The sequence below is a fragment of the Spirosoma lacussanchae genome, from assembly GCF_005870035.1.
Lineage (GTDB): Bacteria > Bacteroidota > Bacteroidia > Cytophagales > Spirosomataceae > Spirosoma > Spirosoma lacussanchae.
In genome coordinates this window covers 848,441-868,486 of record NZ_SWJG01000001.1, presented here as the reverse complement: position 1 = coordinate 868,486, position 20,046 = coordinate 848,441, and the positions used below count along the sequence as shown (strand labels likewise).

Annotated in this window: 17 protein-coding genes; 5 read left to right on the top strand and 12 right to left on the bottom strand. The window is 57.8% G+C overall.

Features of this window, described 5'->3' with window-relative positions:
* Positions 1-58: 58 nt before the first annotated feature.
* Positions 59-1,060, bottom strand: coding sequence for a ScyD/ScyE family protein (locus FBR45_RS03605; RefSeq protein WP_138499406.1), 1,002 nt, complete (start codon positions 1,058-1,060; stop codon positions 59-61).
* 235 nt (positions 1,061-1,295) lie between these two features.
* Here FBR45_RS03605 and FBR45_RS03600 point away from each other — a divergent pair, with 235 nt between their 5' ends.
* Both FBR45_RS03600 and FBR45_RS03595 read left to right on the top strand, forming a co-directional pair.
* Complete coding sequence (locus FBR45_RS03600) at positions 1,296-1,895, top strand: DinB family protein (protein WP_246082094.1); 600 nt, start codon at positions 1,296-1,298, stop codon at positions 1,893-1,895.
* Positions 1,892-2,602 (top strand): pseudouridine synthase, encoded by a 711-nt coding sequence (locus FBR45_RS03595; protein ID WP_171044824.1) that lies wholly within the window; start codon positions 1,892-1,894, stop codon positions 2,600-2,602. Before FBR45_RS03600 ends, FBR45_RS03595 begins: the two co-directional genes overlap by 4 nt.
* A gap of 309 nt (positions 2,603-2,911) precedes the next feature.
* Here the strand turns inward: FBR45_RS03595 and FBR45_RS03590 are convergent, their stop codons facing one another.
* From FBR45_RS03590 to FBR45_RS03565, 6 genes are all read right to left on the bottom strand, one after another.
* Entirely contained in the window at positions 2,912-4,714 is a 1,803-nt protein-coding gene (locus tag FBR45_RS03590) for a M61 family metallopeptidase (RefSeq protein ID WP_138499404.1), read from the bottom strand.
* A 112-nt stretch (positions 4,715-4,826) separates the two neighbouring features.
* The gene (locus tag FBR45_RS03585) at positions 4,827-5,969 is read right to left on the bottom strand and encodes a DEAD/DEAH box helicase (RefSeq protein ID WP_138499402.1); all 1,143 of its coding nucleotides are present in this window, start codon (positions 5,967-5,969) and stop codon (positions 4,827-4,829) included.
* 13 nt (positions 5,970-5,982) lie between these two features.
* Complete coding sequence (locus tag FBR45_RS03580) at positions 5,983-7,311, bottom strand: DEAD/DEAH box helicase (RefSeq protein ID WP_138499400.1); 1,329 nt, start codon at positions 7,309-7,311, stop codon at positions 5,983-5,985.
* Positions 7,312-7,414: 103 nt separating this feature from the next.
* Entirely contained in the window at positions 7,415-8,128 is a 714-nt protein-coding gene (locus FBR45_RS03575; RefSeq protein WP_138499398.1) for a membrane or secreted protein, read from the bottom strand.
* Between the two features lie 296 nt (positions 8,129-8,424).
* The gene (locus FBR45_RS03570; protein ID WP_138499396.1) at positions 8,425-9,786 is read right to left on the bottom strand and encodes an amidohydrolase family protein; all 1,362 of its coding nucleotides are present in this window, start codon (positions 9,784-9,786) and stop codon (positions 8,425-8,427) included.
* Between the two features lie 82 nt (positions 9,787-9,868).
* Positions 9,869-10,165, bottom strand: a complete 297-nt coding sequence (locus FBR45_RS03565; RefSeq protein WP_138499394.1) for an antibiotic biosynthesis monooxygenase family protein — start codon at positions 10,163-10,165, stop codon at positions 9,869-9,871.
* A gap of 310 nt (positions 10,166-10,475) precedes the next feature.
* Between FBR45_RS03565 and FBR45_RS03560 the strand changes: the two genes are divergently transcribed.
* Positions 10,476-11,138: an NAD-dependent epimerase/dehydratase family protein gene (locus tag FBR45_RS03560; protein WP_138499392.1), complete on the top strand. Its 663-nt coding sequence runs from the start codon at positions 10,476-10,478 to the stop codon at positions 11,136-11,138.
* 35 nt (positions 11,139-11,173) lie between these two features.
* Here FBR45_RS03560 and FBR45_RS03555 read toward each other — a convergent pair whose 3' ends face one another.
* The 4 genes from FBR45_RS03555 to FBR45_RS03540 all read right to left on the bottom strand — a co-directional run bounded on the left by FBR45_RS03555 (position 11,174) and on the right by FBR45_RS03540 (position 17,788).
* A complete protein-coding gene (locus FBR45_RS03555; RefSeq protein ID WP_138499391.1) occupies positions 11,174-12,736 on the bottom strand; it encodes a serine hydrolase domain-containing protein in 1,563 nt (520 codons plus the stop codon).
* A gap of 240 nt (positions 12,737-12,976) precedes the next feature.
* Complete coding sequence (locus FBR45_RS03550) at positions 12,977-14,377, bottom strand: DUF6600 domain-containing protein (protein ID WP_138499389.1); 1,401 nt, start codon at positions 14,375-14,377, stop codon at positions 12,977-12,979.
* 407 nt (positions 14,378-14,784) lie between these two features.
* Complete coding sequence (locus FBR45_RS03545; protein ID WP_138499387.1) at positions 14,785-16,395, bottom strand: serine hydrolase domain-containing protein; 1,611 nt, start codon at positions 16,393-16,395, stop codon at positions 14,785-14,787.
* A 91-nt stretch (positions 16,396-16,486) separates the two neighbouring features.
* Positions 16,487-17,788, bottom strand: coding sequence for an alpha/beta hydrolase family protein (locus FBR45_RS03540; protein WP_138499385.1), 1,302 nt, complete (start codon positions 17,786-17,788; stop codon positions 16,487-16,489).
* Between the two features lie 171 nt (positions 17,789-17,959).
* Between FBR45_RS03540 and FBR45_RS03535 the strand changes: the two genes are divergently transcribed.
* Together FBR45_RS03535 and FBR45_RS03530 are read left to right on the top strand one after the other, a co-directional pair.
* Positions 17,960-19,282 (top strand): DEAD/DEAH box helicase, encoded by a 1,323-nt coding sequence (locus FBR45_RS03535; RefSeq protein WP_138499383.1) that lies wholly within the window; start codon positions 17,960-17,962, stop codon positions 19,280-19,282.
* Positions 19,282-19,521, top strand: a complete 240-nt coding sequence (locus tag FBR45_RS03530; protein WP_138499381.1) for a DUF3820 family protein — start codon at positions 19,282-19,284, stop codon at positions 19,519-19,521. The genes FBR45_RS03535 and FBR45_RS03530 overlap by 1 nt, the downstream gene beginning before the upstream one ends.
* An 11-nt stretch (positions 19,522-19,532) precedes the next feature.
* On the opposite strand, the gene FBR45_RS03525 is transcribed toward FBR45_RS03530, so the two are convergent.
* Entirely contained in the window at positions 19,533-19,946 is a 414-nt protein-coding gene (locus FBR45_RS03525; protein ID WP_138499379.1) for a hypothetical protein, read from the bottom strand.
* Positions 19,947-20,046: the final 100 nt, after the last annotated feature.

Here is a 20,046-nt window from a genome sequence, read left to right as displayed (position 1 = left end):
CTGTTGCAGAAACGCGGCTGTTGTACATACGCAGTCGGACCCGTTTGGGTTCAACCCGCTAGTAAGTGATCTTCTGTATTTTGCCGTCGGCCAGGCTGTTGATGTAGTAGGTATTAGCCGCGTTTCCCAGCTCAATATCGGTTGGCAGGTTCAGACCTTCCAGCAGCGTGGTGGCCTGCCCATTCGCCGACCGGATCAGTTTACCCGTCTTGGGCGTCAGCCCCTGGGGACCAAACTGGGCAATCTCCAGAATAAGCGGGTTCTGATCGGGCGCAAACAGCACATCGACCAGACTCGTGAAGCCATCCTGATAGAGCGATACGTTTCCGGCCACATCGATCTGGAATACACGGGCTTTACCCACCGGAAACGGGAAACCCGACAGCGTGGAGACCAGGAACCGCTTGCCGTCGAACGCGATACCGGTTGGTACCGCCTGGATGACAGGAGGCCCTACCGGTGTTGGATTGGGCAGACCCGGCAGCGTGGCAAAAACGCTTAGCGCACCGTTTTTGGCCCGGCGAATGATGGCATTGGCACCCGCATCGGCAATGAACAGGTCGCCGTCGGGTCCGAAGGTTAGGTTATACAGGTTCGAATCTTCTGTATCGTCGGTGAACTTGTAATCGAGCACAAACTGACCGATGGCTTCGCTCTTCAGCGTGTTGAACGAAACCGGTGCGTCGCCGGGTTTGAACGACCCTACATTGGCGATGTACATTTTTTCATCAATGCCATGCAGGATATACAACATCCCATCCTTATACAGCAGGTGGTTAAGTCCGTCGGGGGTATTTTCAGGGCTGATGCTAACGCTGAACCCGGTAATGACGGGGTATTTCTGACCACCGGGCATAATAACGGATACCATACCGGCTGCTGTCTCGGCAACCCAGATACGGCCCTGATTATCGGCCGACATCCCGATCGGGAAAGCCAGCTGAGTGGCTACATCATCGACCCGTAACCGGCTGGGGCCGCTGGGGACCAGGTGGTCCTGACAACTGTTGAGCAGAAGTAGCGTGCATACAGAAAGAGCAGCAAGTAATGAGGTACGCATACGTTTGGTTGTTTTGGAAGGAAGAAAAGAAAATATGAGCGTAGAATAGAGCTATTGAGAATACGGACAAAAGTTAGAAACAGCTCATGGGCGCCCTTCTTTTTAGTTAGGCAGCGGTACAACGATTTATTAATAGGTAGTTTACTGATTACCAACCAGTATGTACCAGCCAGTCGGTCGCGGCCATGCCGTATGCTGACCGTCCAGACCATTGGCTCCTCAACCTGCCGTACCTTTGTCACGTTACGACGATCAGCCCATGCAAAACCTGAAACCCACCTCCGCCAGCGGGCCTGTTACCGATGAACAGCGAGCCTACGCCCTCGACGCGCTCAGCGCCACCCGCATCAACCTGCGCCAGTCGCTGGAAGGCCTGACCGATGCACAGCTTTCCTACAAACCGGCCCCCGATCGCTGGTCGGTAGCCGAGTGTATCGAACATATCGCTTTGGTTGAGCGGGGTATCTTCGGCGGCATCCAGAAAGGAATGAGTTACCCCGCCGACCCCGCCAGGCGGGCCGAGGTGCGGCTATCCGATGTCGATGTGATCAAAGCCGTTCGCAGCCGCGCCGTTACGCTGCCGGCGCCCGATCCGTTTATACCGACGGGGCGGTTTGGCTCAACCGCTGCGGCCCTGCTGGATTTTGAGCAGCAGCGCGACATAGCCATTGCCTACGTACAGGCCCAGACAGACGACCTGCGAACGCACTACTTCCGCCATATAGCCCTGGGGTGGCTCGATATCTACCAGGCCGTTCTGCTCCTGTCGGCCCACGTGGAACGGCATCGTAAACAGATCGACGAACTCAAAAACAGCCCCGACTTTCCGGCATGATCGATTCAGCCCGCCGGGCGCTGCTGCCCATTTTGTACCAGTCGGCCGAACTGGTGGCCATCAATAAACCGCACGGACTGCTGGTCCACCGCTCGCCCATTGCCAGCGACGCCAGCGAGTTTGCGGTGCAGTTACTACGCGATCAGCTGGGGCAGCGCGTCTACCCGGTGCATCGGCTCGACCGGAAAACGGGGGGCGTCCTGTTGTTTGCGCTGGATGAGGCCATGAACGCGGCCATGCAGCAGCGATTTATGGACGGGCTTATCGACAAAACCTACGTTGCCATTGTGCGGGGTTTTACCGACGATACACAAACCATCGACTACCCGCTTCGGCGCGACGATGGGGTGGTGCAGGAGGCTGTCACGCACCTGAAAACGATTAGCCGTACGGAGATCCCGCTGGCCGCCGGGAAACACGCTACATCGCGGTATTCGCTCGTCGAGCTAACCCCCACCACCGGCCGGATGCACCAGCTGCGCAAGCATATGGCGCACGTTCTTCACCCCATCATCGGCGACCGGCCCCATGGCTGCAACAAGCAGAACAAGCTATTTCTGGAACATTTCTCGATGAATACGATGCTGCTGCACGCCCGGCAACTCCGGTTTCAGCACCCCACCACCGCCGAACTCATCGATATCACCGCCCCTTTCCAAACCGAGTTCACCCGCATGCTGGCCACCCTGTTTGGCCGTACGGAATGACCTGCCTGAATAGCATAGCTGACGCATGAACGGGCCGTGTCCTCACGGCCCGCGATGCAGGAGTCGGACTGCGCGTCCCGGACTACGCGTCCCGGACTACGCGTCTCGGACTCCGCGTCTCGGTGCAAACATGGACTACGGTTTGGAAACGCGAGCCTGCGGACCGTAGAGACGCGACCCATCGCGTCTCAGACGCGTCAGCCAAAGTCCCATCCCAAGATCCGTGTCCCCACATCCCCTGACCGAAGGGTCTGTTGCTGACGTCAGTCAGAAGTGATGGGTTGTGTCTCTACGAGAACCGGTAGAGCGTTACAGATTCTTTTGCCAGATCTCGCGCAGCTTCAGCTGTTCGGGCGTGGCCTGGGAATTGACCTGGAACGCGAACCGTTTGACCTCGTCGGTTTCGACCATGGCGTTTTTGATGGTCAGCTCCTGCCCATTCCGGCGAATGGTCATCTCGTAGCTGTCGGCCGGGGTAAGCTGGCTCATCTGTTCGATCACCGCGCCCGCGTTACCCATCGACAAAGGTTGCCGGTTGTAGCCGATCCATTCGTCGTTTTCCTGCAAACCGGCTTTGAGGGCAGCCTCGCTGAGCTTGCTGAGGATCAGCTTACCCTCTACCGGCCTTACGCCATAGCCCCTCGACACCGTTTTGCGGCCCGTTGCCAGCGCCGGACTGTAGTTGATACCCAGCTTACCGTAGTACTCGGTAAACGGCAGCGGCTCGGCGGCCTTTACGTAGCGGTTGAAGAAGTCGGCAATTTCGGGGTAGGTCTTCTGGGTGAAGATGGTAAAAAACTCTTTCTCCGGAAAGGCTTTGTTTGGGCCATAGGTTGTAGCCAGTTCGTTGACCACCTCGCGCAGGCCGCGCGTTCCCTTCGATAGCTCCAGCAGCCGAATATCGAGCAGCCCCGCTACCAGGGCACCCCGGTTGTAGATGTTGAAATACTGTTTCTGGCCTTCGTCGGTGAAGCACGTCAGGCCCAGCTGGCTCAGGGTGTAGGTCGTATCGAGCTGCTTGTCGATGCTGATTTTCTTGCTCTGCTGGTCCAGGTACGTCGGCAGGTCCATGATCTGGCCGCGCAGCTGCATGGCGTTGCTGGCCCATTCGGTTACGCCTTCATACAGCCACAAATGCTCCGATGGCGTCGGCGTAACGAAGTTGAACTGCTCGATCAGTTCGCTGTGGATGTTGAGCGGGGTTACTACGTGGAAGAACTCGTGGGCCGCAATGGAGGTAACCTCCTCCCCCACCTTCTTTGAGAACTCTTCTTCTTTGAGCACGTACTCCGAGCTGTACGAATGCTCCCAGGCGCCCCAGCTCTCGTCTTCGAAATGGTACAGGAACGTATACCGCTTTACGGGCAGCTGCTTCAGAAACTGACCGGCCGCGTTGAGCATAGCCTGCATACTGCCCAGCAGCTGTTCCGACTTGATTTTATCCGTCTTCGAATAGGTATAAACATCGATCTGTGCCCCGGCCACGGTCGTGGAAGCCTTCGTTAGCCGACCCAGCAGAATGGGCGAGTCAACGATGCGGTCGTAGCTGGCTGCTACGAAGTTACCCCTGGCATTTTTGTCCAGGGCCGTTCCTACGCTCCAGTCGGCGGGGTAGTTGATTTTCACCTCCAGCGGGGCCGCCTGCATACCCGTCGGAAAGCCAAACACACCCTGCCCGTTGATCAGTACATGGTCGTTTTCGATGGATGTGCCGCACATGTTGTACGGTTTGTGTTCGGCAACCGGCGTATCCCAGGTTTCGGCAATGCTGTACTGAATGGTCCGTACGTTCTTCGGCTCGGCAAACTTCCACTGGTTGGTAGATACCTGCTCGGTTTTCAGCTCGCGGCCTTTGCTGTCGAACGCTTTGAATGAGCGCACATACCGGCCAATGTCCATGATCTGATACGTACCTGGTGCCGTGGCGGCAAACTGGTATATGGCATTATCGGCGGTGAGGCCATTTACGCGCAGGGTTACCTTGAACTGATCGTCGGCGCGGTTGGTAAGATCGATCTCGTAGACCAGCGGAGTTGCCGGTTTAGTGGCGGCCACCGTTTCCTGGCCCAATAACAAAGCAGCCAGCAGGCCTGCCCATCCAAAACGCTTCATAGAGTTTCTAGCTGATGAAAACACGATGAAGCAAGTTACCGCAATTTGCCAACCCCGGAAACCGGGCCGTTGTTGGCGGAACGATTCGAGGATGAGCGGTTGGTTGGCTACACTAGTATCCCATCAGATCCAGTTCGTCGGTGGGACGGATCTCGACCCGCTTCCCCATCTTTTTCTGGATAATTTTGAAGTGGTGCTCATCGTCAGGGGTTATGAGCGAGATGGCTTCACCCGAGGCTTCGGCGCGTCCCGTACGCCCTATTCGGTGGATGTAATCTTTGGGCGAGCGGGGTAGTTCGAAGTTGATCACGTGGGGCAGAAACTGGATGTCGATACCGCGCGCAATCAGGTCTGTAGCCACCAGCACCGTCAGCTTACCCGACTTGAACTGCCGCAGCGCTTCCGTTCGGGCACCCTGCGTTTTGTCGCCGTGGATAGCCATGGCCTGAATACCGTTCTTGCTCAGTTTCCCGACCACGTTATCGGCCGTTCGGGTCGAGGATACAAACACCAGCACCTGCTTCATCTGGCCCGTTTTGATCAGATAGCGCAGCAGCGGCCCTTTCCGTTCAGGATCGACCCGGTACGCCAGCTGCCGGATCTGGTCGATATCCTGCGGCTCTTCGGCAATCTCGATTTTGGTCGGGCTTCGCAGCAGATTAGCGTTGATATCCTGAATGGCGTCGCCCAGGGTTGCCGAGAACAGGATGGTCTGCCGGTTTTTAGGGAGCCGCGCAAAAATGGCTTCCATCTCCTTCGCAAAACCCAGCTCCAGCATTTTATCAGCTTCGTCGAGCACCAGCACCTCTACCCCCGACAAACGCAGGGCATTGCTACTGAGCAGATCGAGCAGCCGCCCCGGCGTAGCCACCACAATTTCGGCGCCGTGAACCGCAATCATCTGCGGGTTGATCGACACGCCCCCGTACACCGCTACCGTTTTCACTTTGGGAAACAGATACGCACCGAGCATCTCGAATACTTCGGTAACCTGTGTGGCCAGCTCGCGGGTGGGTACCAGCACGAGCACGGTAGCCGACTGACTCTTGGCCGTTTTTGTCCGGTGAAACAGCTCCAGAATCGGCAGCACAAAACTGGCCGTTTTGCCCGATCCGGTTTTGGCGATGCCCAGAATATCTTTTCCGCGCAGAATGGCCGGGATGGCGGCCTGCTGAATGGGGTAAGGTTTGGTATACTGCTGATCGGCAACGGCCTTCAGCAGGGGGTCGGACAGGCCGAGTGATGAAAATGACATAGAGGTAGCTTGATTACTTTTTCCCGCTCCGCTTGATGGGTCGGCCGTATTTGATCCGTTTCTCGGCGGCATAGTCGCGCCGGACGTTCACCTTCTGATTCTTAGCGGCTTTCTCATGAAAGGCCGGTCCGACATCCTCGCGTTTGGGCGCTTTGGGCTCAACGATCTTCATGTACACCTTCGGCTGTTCGTCGTCGGTGAGCTCGTCCGAAATGGCCAGGTCGTCGGGTAAGGGCAGCATCGGAATGGTGTAGTTCATCAGCTGTTCGATAGCCGCCTGCTGGGGTTTCTCTTTCTCCGTAATGAACGTAATGGCAATACCAGTGCGGTCGGCCCGACCGGTGCGCCCAATCCGGTGAATGTAACTCTCGGGTTCGGCCGGTACGTCGAAGTTGATTACGTGCGATACTTCGGCCACGTCGAGGCCACGCGCAATGATGTCGGTCGCAATCAGGATACGGTAGGTTCCGGCCTTAAACCGCCTGACGGTTTCGAAGCGCTGGTTCTGCGCCTTGTTGGAGTGAATAACCCCGATCTGATCCGGAAAGTCGTCGTCTATTTGGTCAAGCAGCTGATCGGCCAGGGCTTTGGTGGCCACAAAGATCATCACTTTGCTCATATCGGCCTCCTGCCGGAGCAGATCGGTGAGCAGATTAACCTTCGTATAGAAGTTAGGAACCAGATAGGCCGTTTGCTGAATATTTTCCAGTGGAGTACCGGCTGGAGCCGCTTCTACCCGGATGGGGTTGTTGAAATAGGTCTGAATCAGCTGCTCCACATCGCCGGTGATGGTAGCCGAGAACAGCAGGTTTTGCCGCTTGGGGGGAAGCAGGTCCAGGATATTTTTCAGCTGAGTCCGAAACCCGAGGTTCAGCATTTCATCGACCTCATCGATCACCATGCGCCGGATCGATTTGGTTTTGACGGCGCCGTTCAGCAGCAGATCGGCCAGTCGACCCGGTGTGGCGACCAGCACGTCGGCGCCTTTCTGCACCTCGGCCACCTGCGGCTTCATGTTGACGCCCCCATACACGCCTACCGTTACGACGTTCATGTAGGCGGTCAGTTTATTGACGGTTTCAACCACCTGCACGACCAGTTCGCGGGTAGGTACCAGAATCAGTAATTGCGGCTGTTTATCCTGGGTAAATTGAAACTGACGCAGACAGGGCAGCAGATACGCCACCGTTTTACCGGTTCCGGTCTGGGCAATACCGCATACGTCGCGTCCCGACATGACCACCGAAAACACATGCTGCTGAATGGTGGTAGGCGTCGTATAGCCGAGGTCGGCAACCGCCTGCAGCAGTGGCTTGTTCAGATTCAGTTCCTCAAACGTCATGGCTATGGTGCTAACGAAACCACAAAGGTACGGCTAATCTGCCGAATGCCCGGTCGGCGATAAAAAAGACCCCTCCACGGGTAGGGCGGCATCGACCCATACGCTACGGCTCGCGGGTCCAGACCTCGTCGACTTTACCGCCGGTAGAACTCTGACCGGTATGCCGCCATTCGCTGCCGGCCACAGTATCGGTGAAGGTCAGCGACCGGCCAACGCGGCTGTTATCGCGGGAGAAGAAATCGATGGTTTCGGTATATTGCCCACCCGCGAAGCGATACGTACCGCCACCCGTCCCGGAAAACTGCCGCGTCTGCGGGTTGATGGCAGCCCACTGAAACCGGGTGCCGGTCAGCAGCTTGATGGTTTTGCGCGCCCCCCGCTGCATAGTCGTCATCTGCCCGGCTTCGCTGGCCCGCCCCGTAATGCGCCACAGGCCTGCGAGTGGGGTTTTGTCGGATGGCTGATCTACATTCGCAAAGGTCCGTACACCCGCCGGGCCATTGAGCGTCAACTGCCCGTTTTTCAGCGTTACCGAGTACAACTCAACCTGCCCCACCCGGCTGCTGTCGGCCGTATCGAACTCGACCGACAGGCTCAGCTTGTCGCCCGACCGCTGCCAGGCTCCGCCCCGGGTACTGACAAACCGGCTGGCCTCATAGGTGGTCTGCATCAGGTAGTTATCAACGATGGTCAGCATTACCGTTGCGTTGGTAGAGCCGGTCTGTTTCCACGCGCCGTCCAGGTCGGTACGGGCCGGGCGCGTAGCCAGCAGGAATCCGCAGGCCATAATAACGAAGCTAATCAGAAGCGTTTTCATAAAGGATTTATTTGTTTATTTCCTTGGCTGGGGAAACCGATTATTATTCGCCCCCGGCATGAATGCCAGTCCTATTCATGGGTCGTACTCCATTCAAATCCGGCCTGGTTCAGTCAATGACTAGCACGAGCATTTAGGCCGGAGAAACATCAACGCCGGAGAAACCGGGAATCATTCCTTCCCCCGGCATGAATGCCGGTCCTATTCATGGGTCGTACTCAATGTGAACCCTGCCCGGGTCGGTCAATGACTAGCTCCGGCATTCATACCGGAGAAACCCAGAGTCCTGTACCCGACTACTGCTTTTCCAGCTTTTTGAGGGCTTGTTGTATGTAGGCTTTGGATACCCAGTTCGTACCGATCATTACCCCTTCGATATTGTGGGTCTGATTGATATCAGCCAGAGGGTTACCGCTCAGCAGGACCAGGTCCGACACATTGCCGGTTTTAATGACGCCCGAGTCCGGTTTGTTCAGGTACGAGGCCACGTTGACCGTACCCGTCCGCAGCGTCTCGTAGGGTGTAAGTCCGGCATCGACCATGTATTTCATTTCGTGATGGATGGAGAAACCGGGCACATTAAAAATCTGGGGAGCGTCGGAACCCAGCAGCAGCTCGACCCCGTTTTTCTGGCAGGCGTAAATGAGCTTCCGGCGGATATCGATCAGCTTTTCAGCGTGCTCTTTCGAGAAGTTCGGGTTGCTGGTGTAGCTGGTCTTGGCGTTGACCCAGTTCTGCACGTCCTGGGGCTTCATGTATTTCATCTCCGGATCGGCGGTAAAAGCCTCGGCGGGCTTGGGAGAGAGCCATCGCTCGGCCAGCGCCTGCGTCGGCACCACCCTTATTTTCTTGTCACGAAGCGCACGGACGAGTTTCGGAATACGGGCGGCATCGGCCTGCCAGGCTATCCAGGAGCCAAATAGTCCCGTTTCGGGTTCGGCCAGGGTATCGCTCCCCGGCGTGATGGCTTCAATGAATCCATCCAGATGATCGATTGAGGAATACCGCGCATCAATGGCCCGCCACACGCCGACGTTGAACGAAACGTGACCTACAAACGGAATACCTACCTCCTGCGCGGTTCGGGCAATGGCCGGAAACGTTTCTTTGGTCAGACCGGGGTGTAGCTTCAAATAATCATACCCGGCAGCTTTCTGCTCCCGTACCATTTCGGCCCCGCGCCCGGCGGTTTTTACGGTCTGCCCGTTAAACGAGGGGCCCGTCGCGTAAAAATGCGGCCCCAGCACGTCACCGGCATTAATCATCCGGCGCAATTCGAGGTGTCTGGGATGGCCAAGCATGCCGCGTATGGTCGTGATGCCGTTGGCCAGGTACAGCGTCAGCACCTCTTTCATCGGCTCCAGATTGTCGATGGGCGGAACGTGGGCGTGCATCTCCGCCCAGCCGGGCGTCAGGTACTTACCAGCAGCATCGATGATCAGCGCCCCGGGGGCCACCTTCACGCTGCCGTCGTTCCCCATGGCCGTGATCCGGCCGTTACGGACAACAACCGTCTGGTTGGTCAGCACCCGTTCCCGATCCATCGGAATCACATGAACTGACCTGAACACGATGTCGCGCTGGCGATTGCTGATCACCTCCTGCGCCAACCCGGCAGCAGGCAGAACAGCGAGGATAAAAAAAAGGAAGCGTAGCATAGGCATAAAGAAACGAAACCGGACAAAAATACCCCTGATTCCAACAGGTATCAGGGGTTTGCAGCAATAATAAGCCCGCCAATCAGGCGACCTGAACGTTTACTTCGTAATAGTCAATGACGGGCGGGCCGGCAAAGTAAGTGCTCATTTCGCGGAGAACTCCCTGAAGAAATCCGTTTGTCTCGGCCTCCTGCCGGTGTGTTTCTGACTGCCACAGCGTTACCATCAGGCCTTTGTTCGTGTCAGAATTGGTCAGAAAACGGCTATTCATAAACCCGTCGAGCTGCCTGAGGGCGGGGCCAACCGTATCGCGAAAATAAGCGATAGCTGGCTCGACGCCATCGGGCCTGAGCGGAACCTGGATGATTCGTGCGTACATACTGGTAGTAGGTTTAGAGAGGAAAACGATACAAGGTATGGTCAGGTTATTCGGCCTGCTTCCGGTAGCTAATCACGAGAAAAAGTTTACTTCTTCCAACTCGCTTACCAAACCCTTATCCAAAGGTCTACCCTATTGACCGCTAAAGAAATATCCCCCCCCGCATCAGCCCTTTGCCGAACCAACCCGCCCGGTGTATGAACCTATTTGGGCCCGTTCGGATTTTGGCTAATGATACACCGGGCTGATCAGGCGGTCATGTCGGCCTCCATGATCGCCTGATCAGCCCGGTGCTCAATATAACTAACCCATGAAAGTAAACGCAATTATTACAGGGGCCACTGGCATGGTTGGCGAGGGCGTACTCCATGAATGTTTACAGGACGCCGATGTAGAGCAGATTCTGCTGTTGAACCGTAAACCAACCGGGATCTCGCACGCCAAAGTACGTGAAATCATTCACGACGATTTTTTCGATCTGACACCCGTAGCGGCTCAGCTGACGGGCTACAACGCCTGCTTCTTCTGCCTGGGCGTATCGTCGGTTGGCATGACCGAAGCCGATTACTATCACCTGACCTACGATCTGACCATTCATGCGGCTCAGCTGATGGCGCGGCAGAATCCAGACATGACGTTCTGTTACGTTTCGGGCAGCGGTACCGACAGTACGGCGCAGGGGCGGGTGATGTGGGCGCGGGTCAAAGGAGCAACCGAGAATGCGCTGCGGCTGTTGCCATTCCGGAAAACATACATGTTCCGGCCCGGTTTTCTGCGGCCGACGAAAGGGCTCAAAAACGTAAAGAGCTATTACCGGTACATTGCCTGGCTGTATCCGGTTTTCCGGCTGGTACTGCCGAGCTTCGTCTCTACGTTGCAGGAACTGGCCAAAGCCATGATCAAAGCCACAACCAAAGGCTACGACAAGTCGATTCTGGAAGTCAACGATATCGTGAAGCTCGCTAAGTCCTGATGCGGGTAGACCCGTCTGGAGTTGACAACGCTTTGTTAGCGGGGTATCTCCGCTATGTCAAGTTGCTGAATGAGCGCGGGATTTTCAGGGGTGAGCGTGAAAAACACGTCGATGTTGGCGTTCTCGCCTTCGATGATGAAATGGCCACGCAGCTGGTTTTCGGGAACTAGCTCCCCAATCCGCTTGATCTTTCCGGCTTTGGCATACAACGCCTGCACCGCTTTCCGACGGCTATCGACCGACTGATCGGGAAAGAAATTTTCGGCGAAGATGCCGCTCGATTCAGCACTGGTCCAGTCGGGCAGGAGTTTGACCAGTTCGGCTTTGCGCTGGTTCAGAATGGGCGAAACGGGTAGCTGCCGGGGCATCAGGCCAGCCTGCGATACCAGTGTATCGAGCACGACCGAATTGATGGTTCCCAACCCCGCATACGTCAGGTTTGCATAGGCAATGACGGCGATACCGTGGTTGGGTAACATGCGCCACTGGCTGCCGAAACCGGGCAAACCACCGCTATGGCCAACGCTCACCCGCCCCTCACAATTCTGCGACCAGCCGAGTCCGTAGCCGTAGCTGCTGGTAACGGGGCAGGGTTTACCAGCCGAGGTTTTTGCCTGGGTGGCCAGCCCCGAAAACATCCAGGGTTGCTGCATCTCCCGCACGGAACTGCGCTTCACGGGTCCGCTGTCAGCCCCGCTCCTGGGGGGCCAGGCAGCCAGATGAAACGCGACGTACTTACTAAAATCCTCGATCGAGGTGATCAGACCTCCCATCGCCCCGTACGAACCGTCATGAAGCAGCGGCTCCTCAACCCATTGCCCGTCCTGAGCCCGGTAGCCGTGCGCCAGCAGGCTGGCGGGCACGCTGGTGTACTCCCAAAGCGTTTGGTTCATGCCCAGTGGCTTTAGAATAGCATCGGTGATGTACTGCTGATACGGCTTACCCGACACCTTCGTGATAATATTACCCAGCATGGCGAAACCGAGGTTACTATACTCGTAGGCCACGCCCGGCGCATTGGCACTGGTCAGCCCACCTTTAATGAGGCTGATCAGGTCGGCGTCCGAATCGGCCAGCTGACGGTCGCCCCAGGGGTTGTCTTCCGGAAAGCCGGCCGAGTGTGTCATCAGGTTACGAATCGTGATCAGGGGCGCGTCGGCGGTGACGTACGCGATTGATTTCAGCTCCGGGATGTACTGTTGTACCGGGTCGTCGAGCCGTAGTTTGCCCTGGTCGCGCAGGTGGAGGATAGCCAGGGCGGTCAGACTTTTGGTCATGGACGCAATCCTGAACAGCGACTTAGGGGTAGCCGCCGTTTTCTTCGCCACATCGGTATAGCCCGTGCTGCCGGCATAGACCAGCTTTCCGTCGACCACGACACCGTACGCCAAGGCCGGGAAATTACGCCTGGCGGCATAGTCTTTGTAAAGCTTATCGATCGTTGGGGCGAGGGCCTGTATCTTTTTCAGCCGGTCAGGGTCGGTGAAAACCGGGGGTTCGTAGGTCTTCACCGATGCCACAGGTGAGCCCACTGGCTGGGCATACAGGCTGGTGAGGGTAGAAAGCAGAAAACAAACAGGGATAAGTCGCTGGAGCATGGCTATCAAGGTATGAAGCCCAAGATACGGCTTATCGCAAAAAGACGAGTGCGTATCCCAAAATCACGTATCGATCACCACCCCTGGTCCCGAACCGCCCGATACAATTCGCTGTCGCCTGCTAAATTGTCTTCGTCCGATACCGCTGCTGGACAGCCCACAAATACGGCAGGTCCGTTACCAGCCCACCCGGGGCCAAAACGGACCTGCGCTATGTTCATGATTTGTTGTTGACTGGTACTAGCGCGGCCCGCGCGAGCCCCCACGACCACCCGGAAATCCGCCCTGGGGCATCTGCGGCTGGCCAGCCGGTGCGGGTTGCCCCTGACCGCGGGACTCGAACCCACCCGACCGCTGTGGCTGAACGGGGCTGTTATCCCGTTGCGGGAACGACTCGACCCGCCCGCCCCGACTCTGGGGCATCGACTCGCGCTGGGTCGGAATCTGTCCCTGACCGCGTGATTCGAAGGTGCCGCGCGACTGACCACTCTCACGCTGCGGAAACGATTCGCGCCGGTTCGGCTGCGGAAAACCCGACCCTGCCTGTGGCGCCGGCTCAGTCGACTGAGCCTGGGGTTGCGGTTCATAACGGGGTGTGCGTCCTGAGTAGTCGGACGACTGACCCCGTGGCGAATAGCGGGGGCTATCGTAGCGTGGTCCATCGGTACGGGATGCTCCCGAACCACGTGACTCTACCTCTGGTGCTTCCATACCGGTCGCACCCGTATAGGCCCCTGAATTGGTTCGGTAGTCGCGACGACCGTAGTCAGGACGAGTATTGGAGTAAGCAGGCCGGTCGTTGGCATAGGCAGGCGCACCACCTCGCGAACCCCGGCTGGCTTCGGGCCGGTAAAAGCCGACCGTATTGTCACGCACCACGGTTCGTCCCGGGCGACCTGCGTTTTCGACCCGGTATACCGGCACGCTCCGTCGGGTTACGTATTCGATTTCTTCCCGACGCGGCCCGTACGCATAAGCCCGGTTATTGACCCGGTATACGTTATTGATGATGGTTGTATTGTGGTAGATATTCACCACGCGCGGCCGGGGTACGCAGTAGTTGTACAGGCGCGGGCTGGTGATGTACACCTGCGGTACAAACACCCAGTAATCGGCCGGAATGTTGATGTTCACGTTGATGTTGATACCCGGTCCGAGCGGAGCCCAGCCGTAATAGCCGCCCCCCGACCGCCACGATACCCAGGCTGGCCCCCAGTCGTAGCCCGGTACCCAGGCCCAGCGCCGATAGCGGTCGAGGTACCACCGTCCATAGTGGAACGGTGCCCAGCCCCAGGCGTAGTCAGATACCCAGGTATTTCCATATTCCGTTACGACCCAATGGCCGTTGGTAGCGTAAGGTTGAAAGCCCGGCTCGACATTGGGAATCCAGACCCGGCCGTATTCGGGCGTGTTGACCCACTGCCCGTAGGGGCCCAGGTCATTATAAAAATCCTGCGACGGAACGGGACCACCCGGCTGGTTATACGGTTGACCATAGGCCTGGTCATAGCCCGGCTGGTTGTAATCCGGCTGTCCATAGTCCGGTTGACCATATCCGCCTTGTGCCAGCGTCGTCGTTATGCCAGCCAGGCTCAGCGCCATGCCGACAATCATTGTCCGGAAGTTCCCTATCGTTTTCATCGCCTTGTGTTTGGCTTATAGCCATTAGATACCACTGATCGCGAAACGTTTAATCCGGGACGGATTATTTCTTTCTCCGGCATGAATACCGGGAAAATTGGGGGATTTATGTATTGCCCGGTACGGATGACGAATACCAATCAGTTTCTCTGGCATAAATGCCAGAGCTAATCATTGACCGTATCAGGCGAGATTTGAATGGAGCACGACCTATGACCAGCATCGGCATTTATGCCAGAGGAGTCCGAGCTACCCCTGATCATTGATCGAACCGGGCGAGATTTGAATGGAGTACGACCTATGACTAGCACCGGCATTCATGTCGGGAAAAATGAGGGGTATATGTATGGCCCGGTACGAATACCGGGCCATACATATACCCCCTTAAAAATGTCCCCTCACGAACTTCACCCTTTCTGGCTGGTCATGCCGGGCTGGCGTTTGCCTTGCAGTACGGGCCGGGAATCTTTGGTGTTGTTCAGTTTGGAGAGGCTGCTTTCAAAAGCAACAGACAGACTCCCGGCATCGTCGAACTGGCAGGTTACGGTTTCGTAATGCGCCGTTTCAATGAACCGCCACGTCATCAGGAACGTGTTGGCATCGGTCCAGGTGCCCGTACCCGCTACCCGCGTCTGGGTTTCGCCGGGAACGGGGGTGGCAACGAGTTTGAGCGGAGCCGTCGGGAAGGTCGTTTCTGACTCGACCCAGCGGTTCAGGCCGCACGTCACCTGATGGGTCCCCCGATCGTCACGCAGTTTGAAGATACAGCCATCCTTGCCGAACGTCAGCGAAGCCGTAGTCGCTTTCAGACTGTTATCAGCCAGAGCGTAGGTGTATCCACTGATCGTAGCCGTCAGTGGCGAGGTCGTATCCTGCTTCGGGAACGGCAGGGCCAGGCTTTTGAGTTTGCGGGTCAGGGGTTCGGTATCGGCTTTCCCGGCCGCGAGTCCTTCACCCCGCAGGGCAGGCAGGATATGGGTCCAGACCGCATCCAGAATGGCCTGCATATCGCCGGTTTCGGAAGTGATCGCTACCACAGCATCCTCCTTCGGGAGCACGATGCAATACTGTCCGAAGGCGCCATCGCCCCGATACGCATCGTGCCGACACCGCCAGAACTGGTAGCCATAGCCCTGTAGCCAGTCGTTCTCCTCGGCCTTCCGTTTGCCGCCGGCCGACATCACCTGCGAGCGGGTAGCGTCGGCAATCCAAGCTTCACTAATGAGCCGCTTCCCGTTCCAGACACCCTTTTGCAGATAGAGCTGGCCAAATTTGGCAATGTCTTCGGTGCGGACCCGCAGGCCCCAGCCCCCCGTATTGATTCCGTTCGGGTCCACCTCCCAGTCGGCTCCTTCGATGCCCAGCGGGTCCAGCAGACGCGGTTTGAGATAAGCCAGTACCGGCTGGCCGGTCAGCTTCTGCACAATGGCCGAGAGCATGTACGTCGCCCCGCTGTTGTAGACAAAGTGCGTACCAGGTTTGTGGTCGACGGGTTGGGCCAGAAACGTTCGAATCCAGTTCGTATTCCCGTCGGCGCGCATAGTGGCGGTCGTGTCTTTATCGTGGCCGGTCGACATGGTCAGCAGGTCTTTAACCCGCATAGCCGCCAGGTTCTCGCTGACCGTAGCCGGCAAATCGGCCTTGAAAAACGAAACCACTTTATCGTCGACAGACAGTTTTCCCTCCGCCACCGCCATACCTACGGCCGTTGAGGTAAAACTTTTGCTGAGCGAATAGAGCGTGTGTTTCAGCTGCGGAGCGTAGGGTGCCCACCAACCCTCGGCCACGACCTGCCCGTGCCGAACAACCATCATGCTGTGGACATGCAGCTTCTCCGCTTCTACGGCGGTGAGGAAGTTCAGCAACCCCGTCGGCGAGACACCCTGAAGGCCAGGCAGACTACGGGGCAGTTTGAGGGTACGGGCGGGTGCGCCCCAGCCCCAGCTCGTATGGGCAACGCTCAGGCTCACGGCGCCCAGGCCCAGCTGTTTCAGAAAAAGTCGGCGAGATGATATCACAACAGTAGATGAGTAGATGTGCCTGTGAAAGAACCACTCCCCCAAATTATACTTTGGTCAGCGCATCGGCAGCCCCTGCTTACCAGCCGGTCTACGGCCGGGCATGCCGCATCTCCAGACCTACCGACGTGCGGGGCTTAAAGCCCGTCCAGAGCTTGGTATTGGAATTTTCGGGCAGATCGAAGTATCGGGCGTAATCCTGTTTTTTGAGGTACATACCCAGAAAGGCCGTCACGAAATGCTGGTTGATGTTGTTGATACGCCGTTCGTTCCAGGCCGGTTCGGCATAGCGCAGGTATTCATCGAGTGGCAACCCGGGCTTCAGCGACTCGGCCGGCGGAGGGTTCGGGGCTACGTTATGCCGAGCGTTGAGGTAGGTCAGCAGGTACCGGTCGGCGTTGACAGCTCCGTCGTAAATTGCCTTGATCCCTTTCTCATAACCCGATATATCGTCCTGGCTACCCGCCACGAAGAGCGTTGGCCGGGTCAGCCCCGCCAGACCCTCGGCATCCCAGACGCCCCGTTCCATGCCCCAGGGCGCAAACGCCACTACGGCTTTGATACGCGGGTCCTGCGAGGCTTTGTAGGCCGGCGAGCTGGTCGTGCGTGCTTCCAGCGCCGTGCTGCCACCGGCCAGCTGGCTGAAAAATTTGGCAGCCTGGGCGCTGTAACCGGCTCCGGCGGCATTCAGGGCACCGTATCCCCCCATCGAGTACCCAATCAGGGCCGTGTTGCTAGCATCGAGCAGTCCGGCCAGGAACGTTTTGCTGGTTTTGGCACTCAGCCGGGCCATTTCATTCAGTACGAACAGATCATCGAGCGAGCGGTTCAGCAGCGTACTCGGAAAACCGGCCGCATCGCGAAAGGTCGATTCAGTATGGTCGATCGAAACGACAACGTAGCCTTTCGAGGCCAGGTTTTCGGTCAGATAGGTAAACAGCAGGCGTGACCCCAGATACCCGTGCGACACGATCACCAGCGGATACGCGCCCGTTCCGGGATCAGGGTCGGCATCGCGCAGAGCCCGCCCGGCAAAGGTGAACGGGATCAGGGGCCGCTTGGGATCGTTGGCACTGCCCATTACCTGCTCGTAGACCACCCGCTCGGCCTTGCCCGCCGGAATCCGGGCCGGATACCAGATCTCGACCGTAAGCGGACGGTCATAGCGGGGTGTCTGGCCATCTTTGGTGCGCAGCACATCGGCCTGATCCTTGTTGGTCAGCGTCATGGTACGCACCCCAACTCCGTACGAACCCCGCGCGGCTAGTTCGGGCGCGTCGGGAAGCAGGTCACCAAAGACAAAGCCATCCGGCGCAGTCTGGGCTTTCAGGGTAGATGGGACGAAAAGAAGGGTAATGAAGACAATAGCGAGGAAGCGGTTCACAAGCAACATACGATGGCAGGGGTTTAGGAACGGTCGGTCCCGGCACAGGCCGGTGTCGGGCGGCCAATATACAGAGAAAAGGTAGCTCCCAACCGACACTATCGGACAATCGGGGGCAGTCGCGGGCGGTTTGGCGCTGACAACGGTGTCGGCTCCGTCATTTCGGCGTACTTTTGAGGTATGCTTACTCCCGAACAGTCGGCGCAGCTCCTGGCGAATCTGGACATCACCGCCCTCAACCCCATGCAGGAGGCTGCCCAAGCCGCCATCCAGCCCGACACCGACACCTTTCTGATTGCCCCCACCGGCTCGGGCAAAACACTCGGGTTTCTGCTACCCATACTTCAGCTCCTCGAACCCGCCAGCCCCGGCGTACAGTGCCTGATTCTGGTGCCCGCCCGGGAACTGGCCCTGCAGATCGAACAGGTCTGGAAAAAGATGGGAACCGGCTATAAGGTCAACGTCTGCTACGGTGGCCATTCGATGGAGACCGAGCTGAAGAACCTCAGCAACCCGCCGGCGCTGCTCATCGGTACCCCCGGCCGCATCAGCGACCACATCGACCGGCAAACGGTTGCCCTCGACGGAGTTCATACGCTGGTGCTCGATGAGTTCGACAAGTCGCTGACGCTGGGGTTTCACGAAGAGATGGCCTTTATTGTCGATAGCCTGCCCGCCCTCCGCAACCGGGTGCTGGTATCCGCTACGGCAGGCATTACCGTTCCTGACTTTATCCGGCTCAACAACCCGACGAAGCTTAGCTTTGCCGCACCCGACGATACCGAAACCGGGCTGGCGATCAGGCTAGTCTCCGCCCCGGCGCGCGACAAAATCGATACGCTCTTTCGACTACTCTGCTCGTTTAATTCCGAAGCTGCGCTTATTTTCTGTAACCACCGCGAGGCAGCCGAACGAACCAGTGAGCTGCTGGCCGACAGGGGTATCTACTCGCTGGTGTACCACGGCGGTCTGGAGCAGGACGCCCGCGAACGAGCCCTCATCCAGTTCCGAAACGGCAGTGTCCGGTACCTGATCACGACCGATCTGGCGGCCCGCGGCCTCGACATTCCAGAGATGAAACACGTAGTCCATTACCACCTGCCGGCTCATCAGCACGAGTTTACCCACCGCAACGGCCGCACCGCCCGTATGCACGCGTCCGGCACAGCCTACGTCATCCTCCACCCGGCCGAAGACAGGCCAGCCTGGCTCCCCGCCGACCTGGAGGAGCTACCCCTGCCCACCGACGGCCCGCTGCCTCAGGCGCCCGAGTTTCAGACTCTGTACATCAGCGGAGGCCGCAAGAACAAGCTCAACAAAGTCGATATCGTAGGCTTCTTTTCGCAGCAGGGCAAGCTCGCTCCCGGCGACCTGGGCCTGATTGAGGTGAAAGATTTTATGTCTTTTGCCGCCGTCAAAACAGCAAAGGTCAGCGCCCTGCTGACGCAGATCCGGGATCTGAAAATGAAAGGTCGTAAATACAAAATCGAACTAGCCCGCTGATGGCCGAACACATACCTTTTGGCGACCCTACCCTGCTGGTCGAACTGGTCGATTATAAAATGCCGTTTGGCAAATACAAGGGTGTGCTGCTTCGTCACCTGCCGATGGCGTATCTGGAATGGTTCGCGCAGAAAGGGTTTCCGGCCGGTAAACTGGGGCAGCTGCTCCAGACACTGTACGAAATCCGGCTCAACGGACTCGACTACCTGCTCGACGGGCTGAAGCCAACCCGGCGGTAAAGCTAGCCCGGCTACTCGTCGGTCGGCTCGGGGCGGGGGCCGTATTTAGCGTCCCGGATGGCGATCCAGTCGCGGGCGGTGCCGCCGGCCGAGAAATGATCGTCTTCGTCCTGCATTTCCTGATCCCAGCTGAATTCAGCCGTAAACTGCCCCTGTGCACTCAGATCGATCTGCAGGTAGTTGGCGGGGGGCTGGCCTTCCTGTTTCCGCTGGATAAACAGCGCCTGTACAGCCTGTGTCACGTCTTCAGGCATATCAGTAGAGAGTGGTGCTTCCTCGCCCGCCGGGGTCAGGTAGGTGCCGTCGTACTCAATATCCTGCCCATCGCTCAGGGCCTGTACGTTCAGTCGGGCAATGGTCCATTCATCAGGAATGGCGCGGCTGATGGCGTCGGTTAGTATGTCGTAAATTTCGTTGGTTGTCATAACGGAATCGATTGCGGTGCAGTTACTGTTCAGCAACGCCGAAGCGCCGGATTCGGGAGCAAAAATAATCGGTCTGCTCCCGAACCCGGCGCTTCGGCGG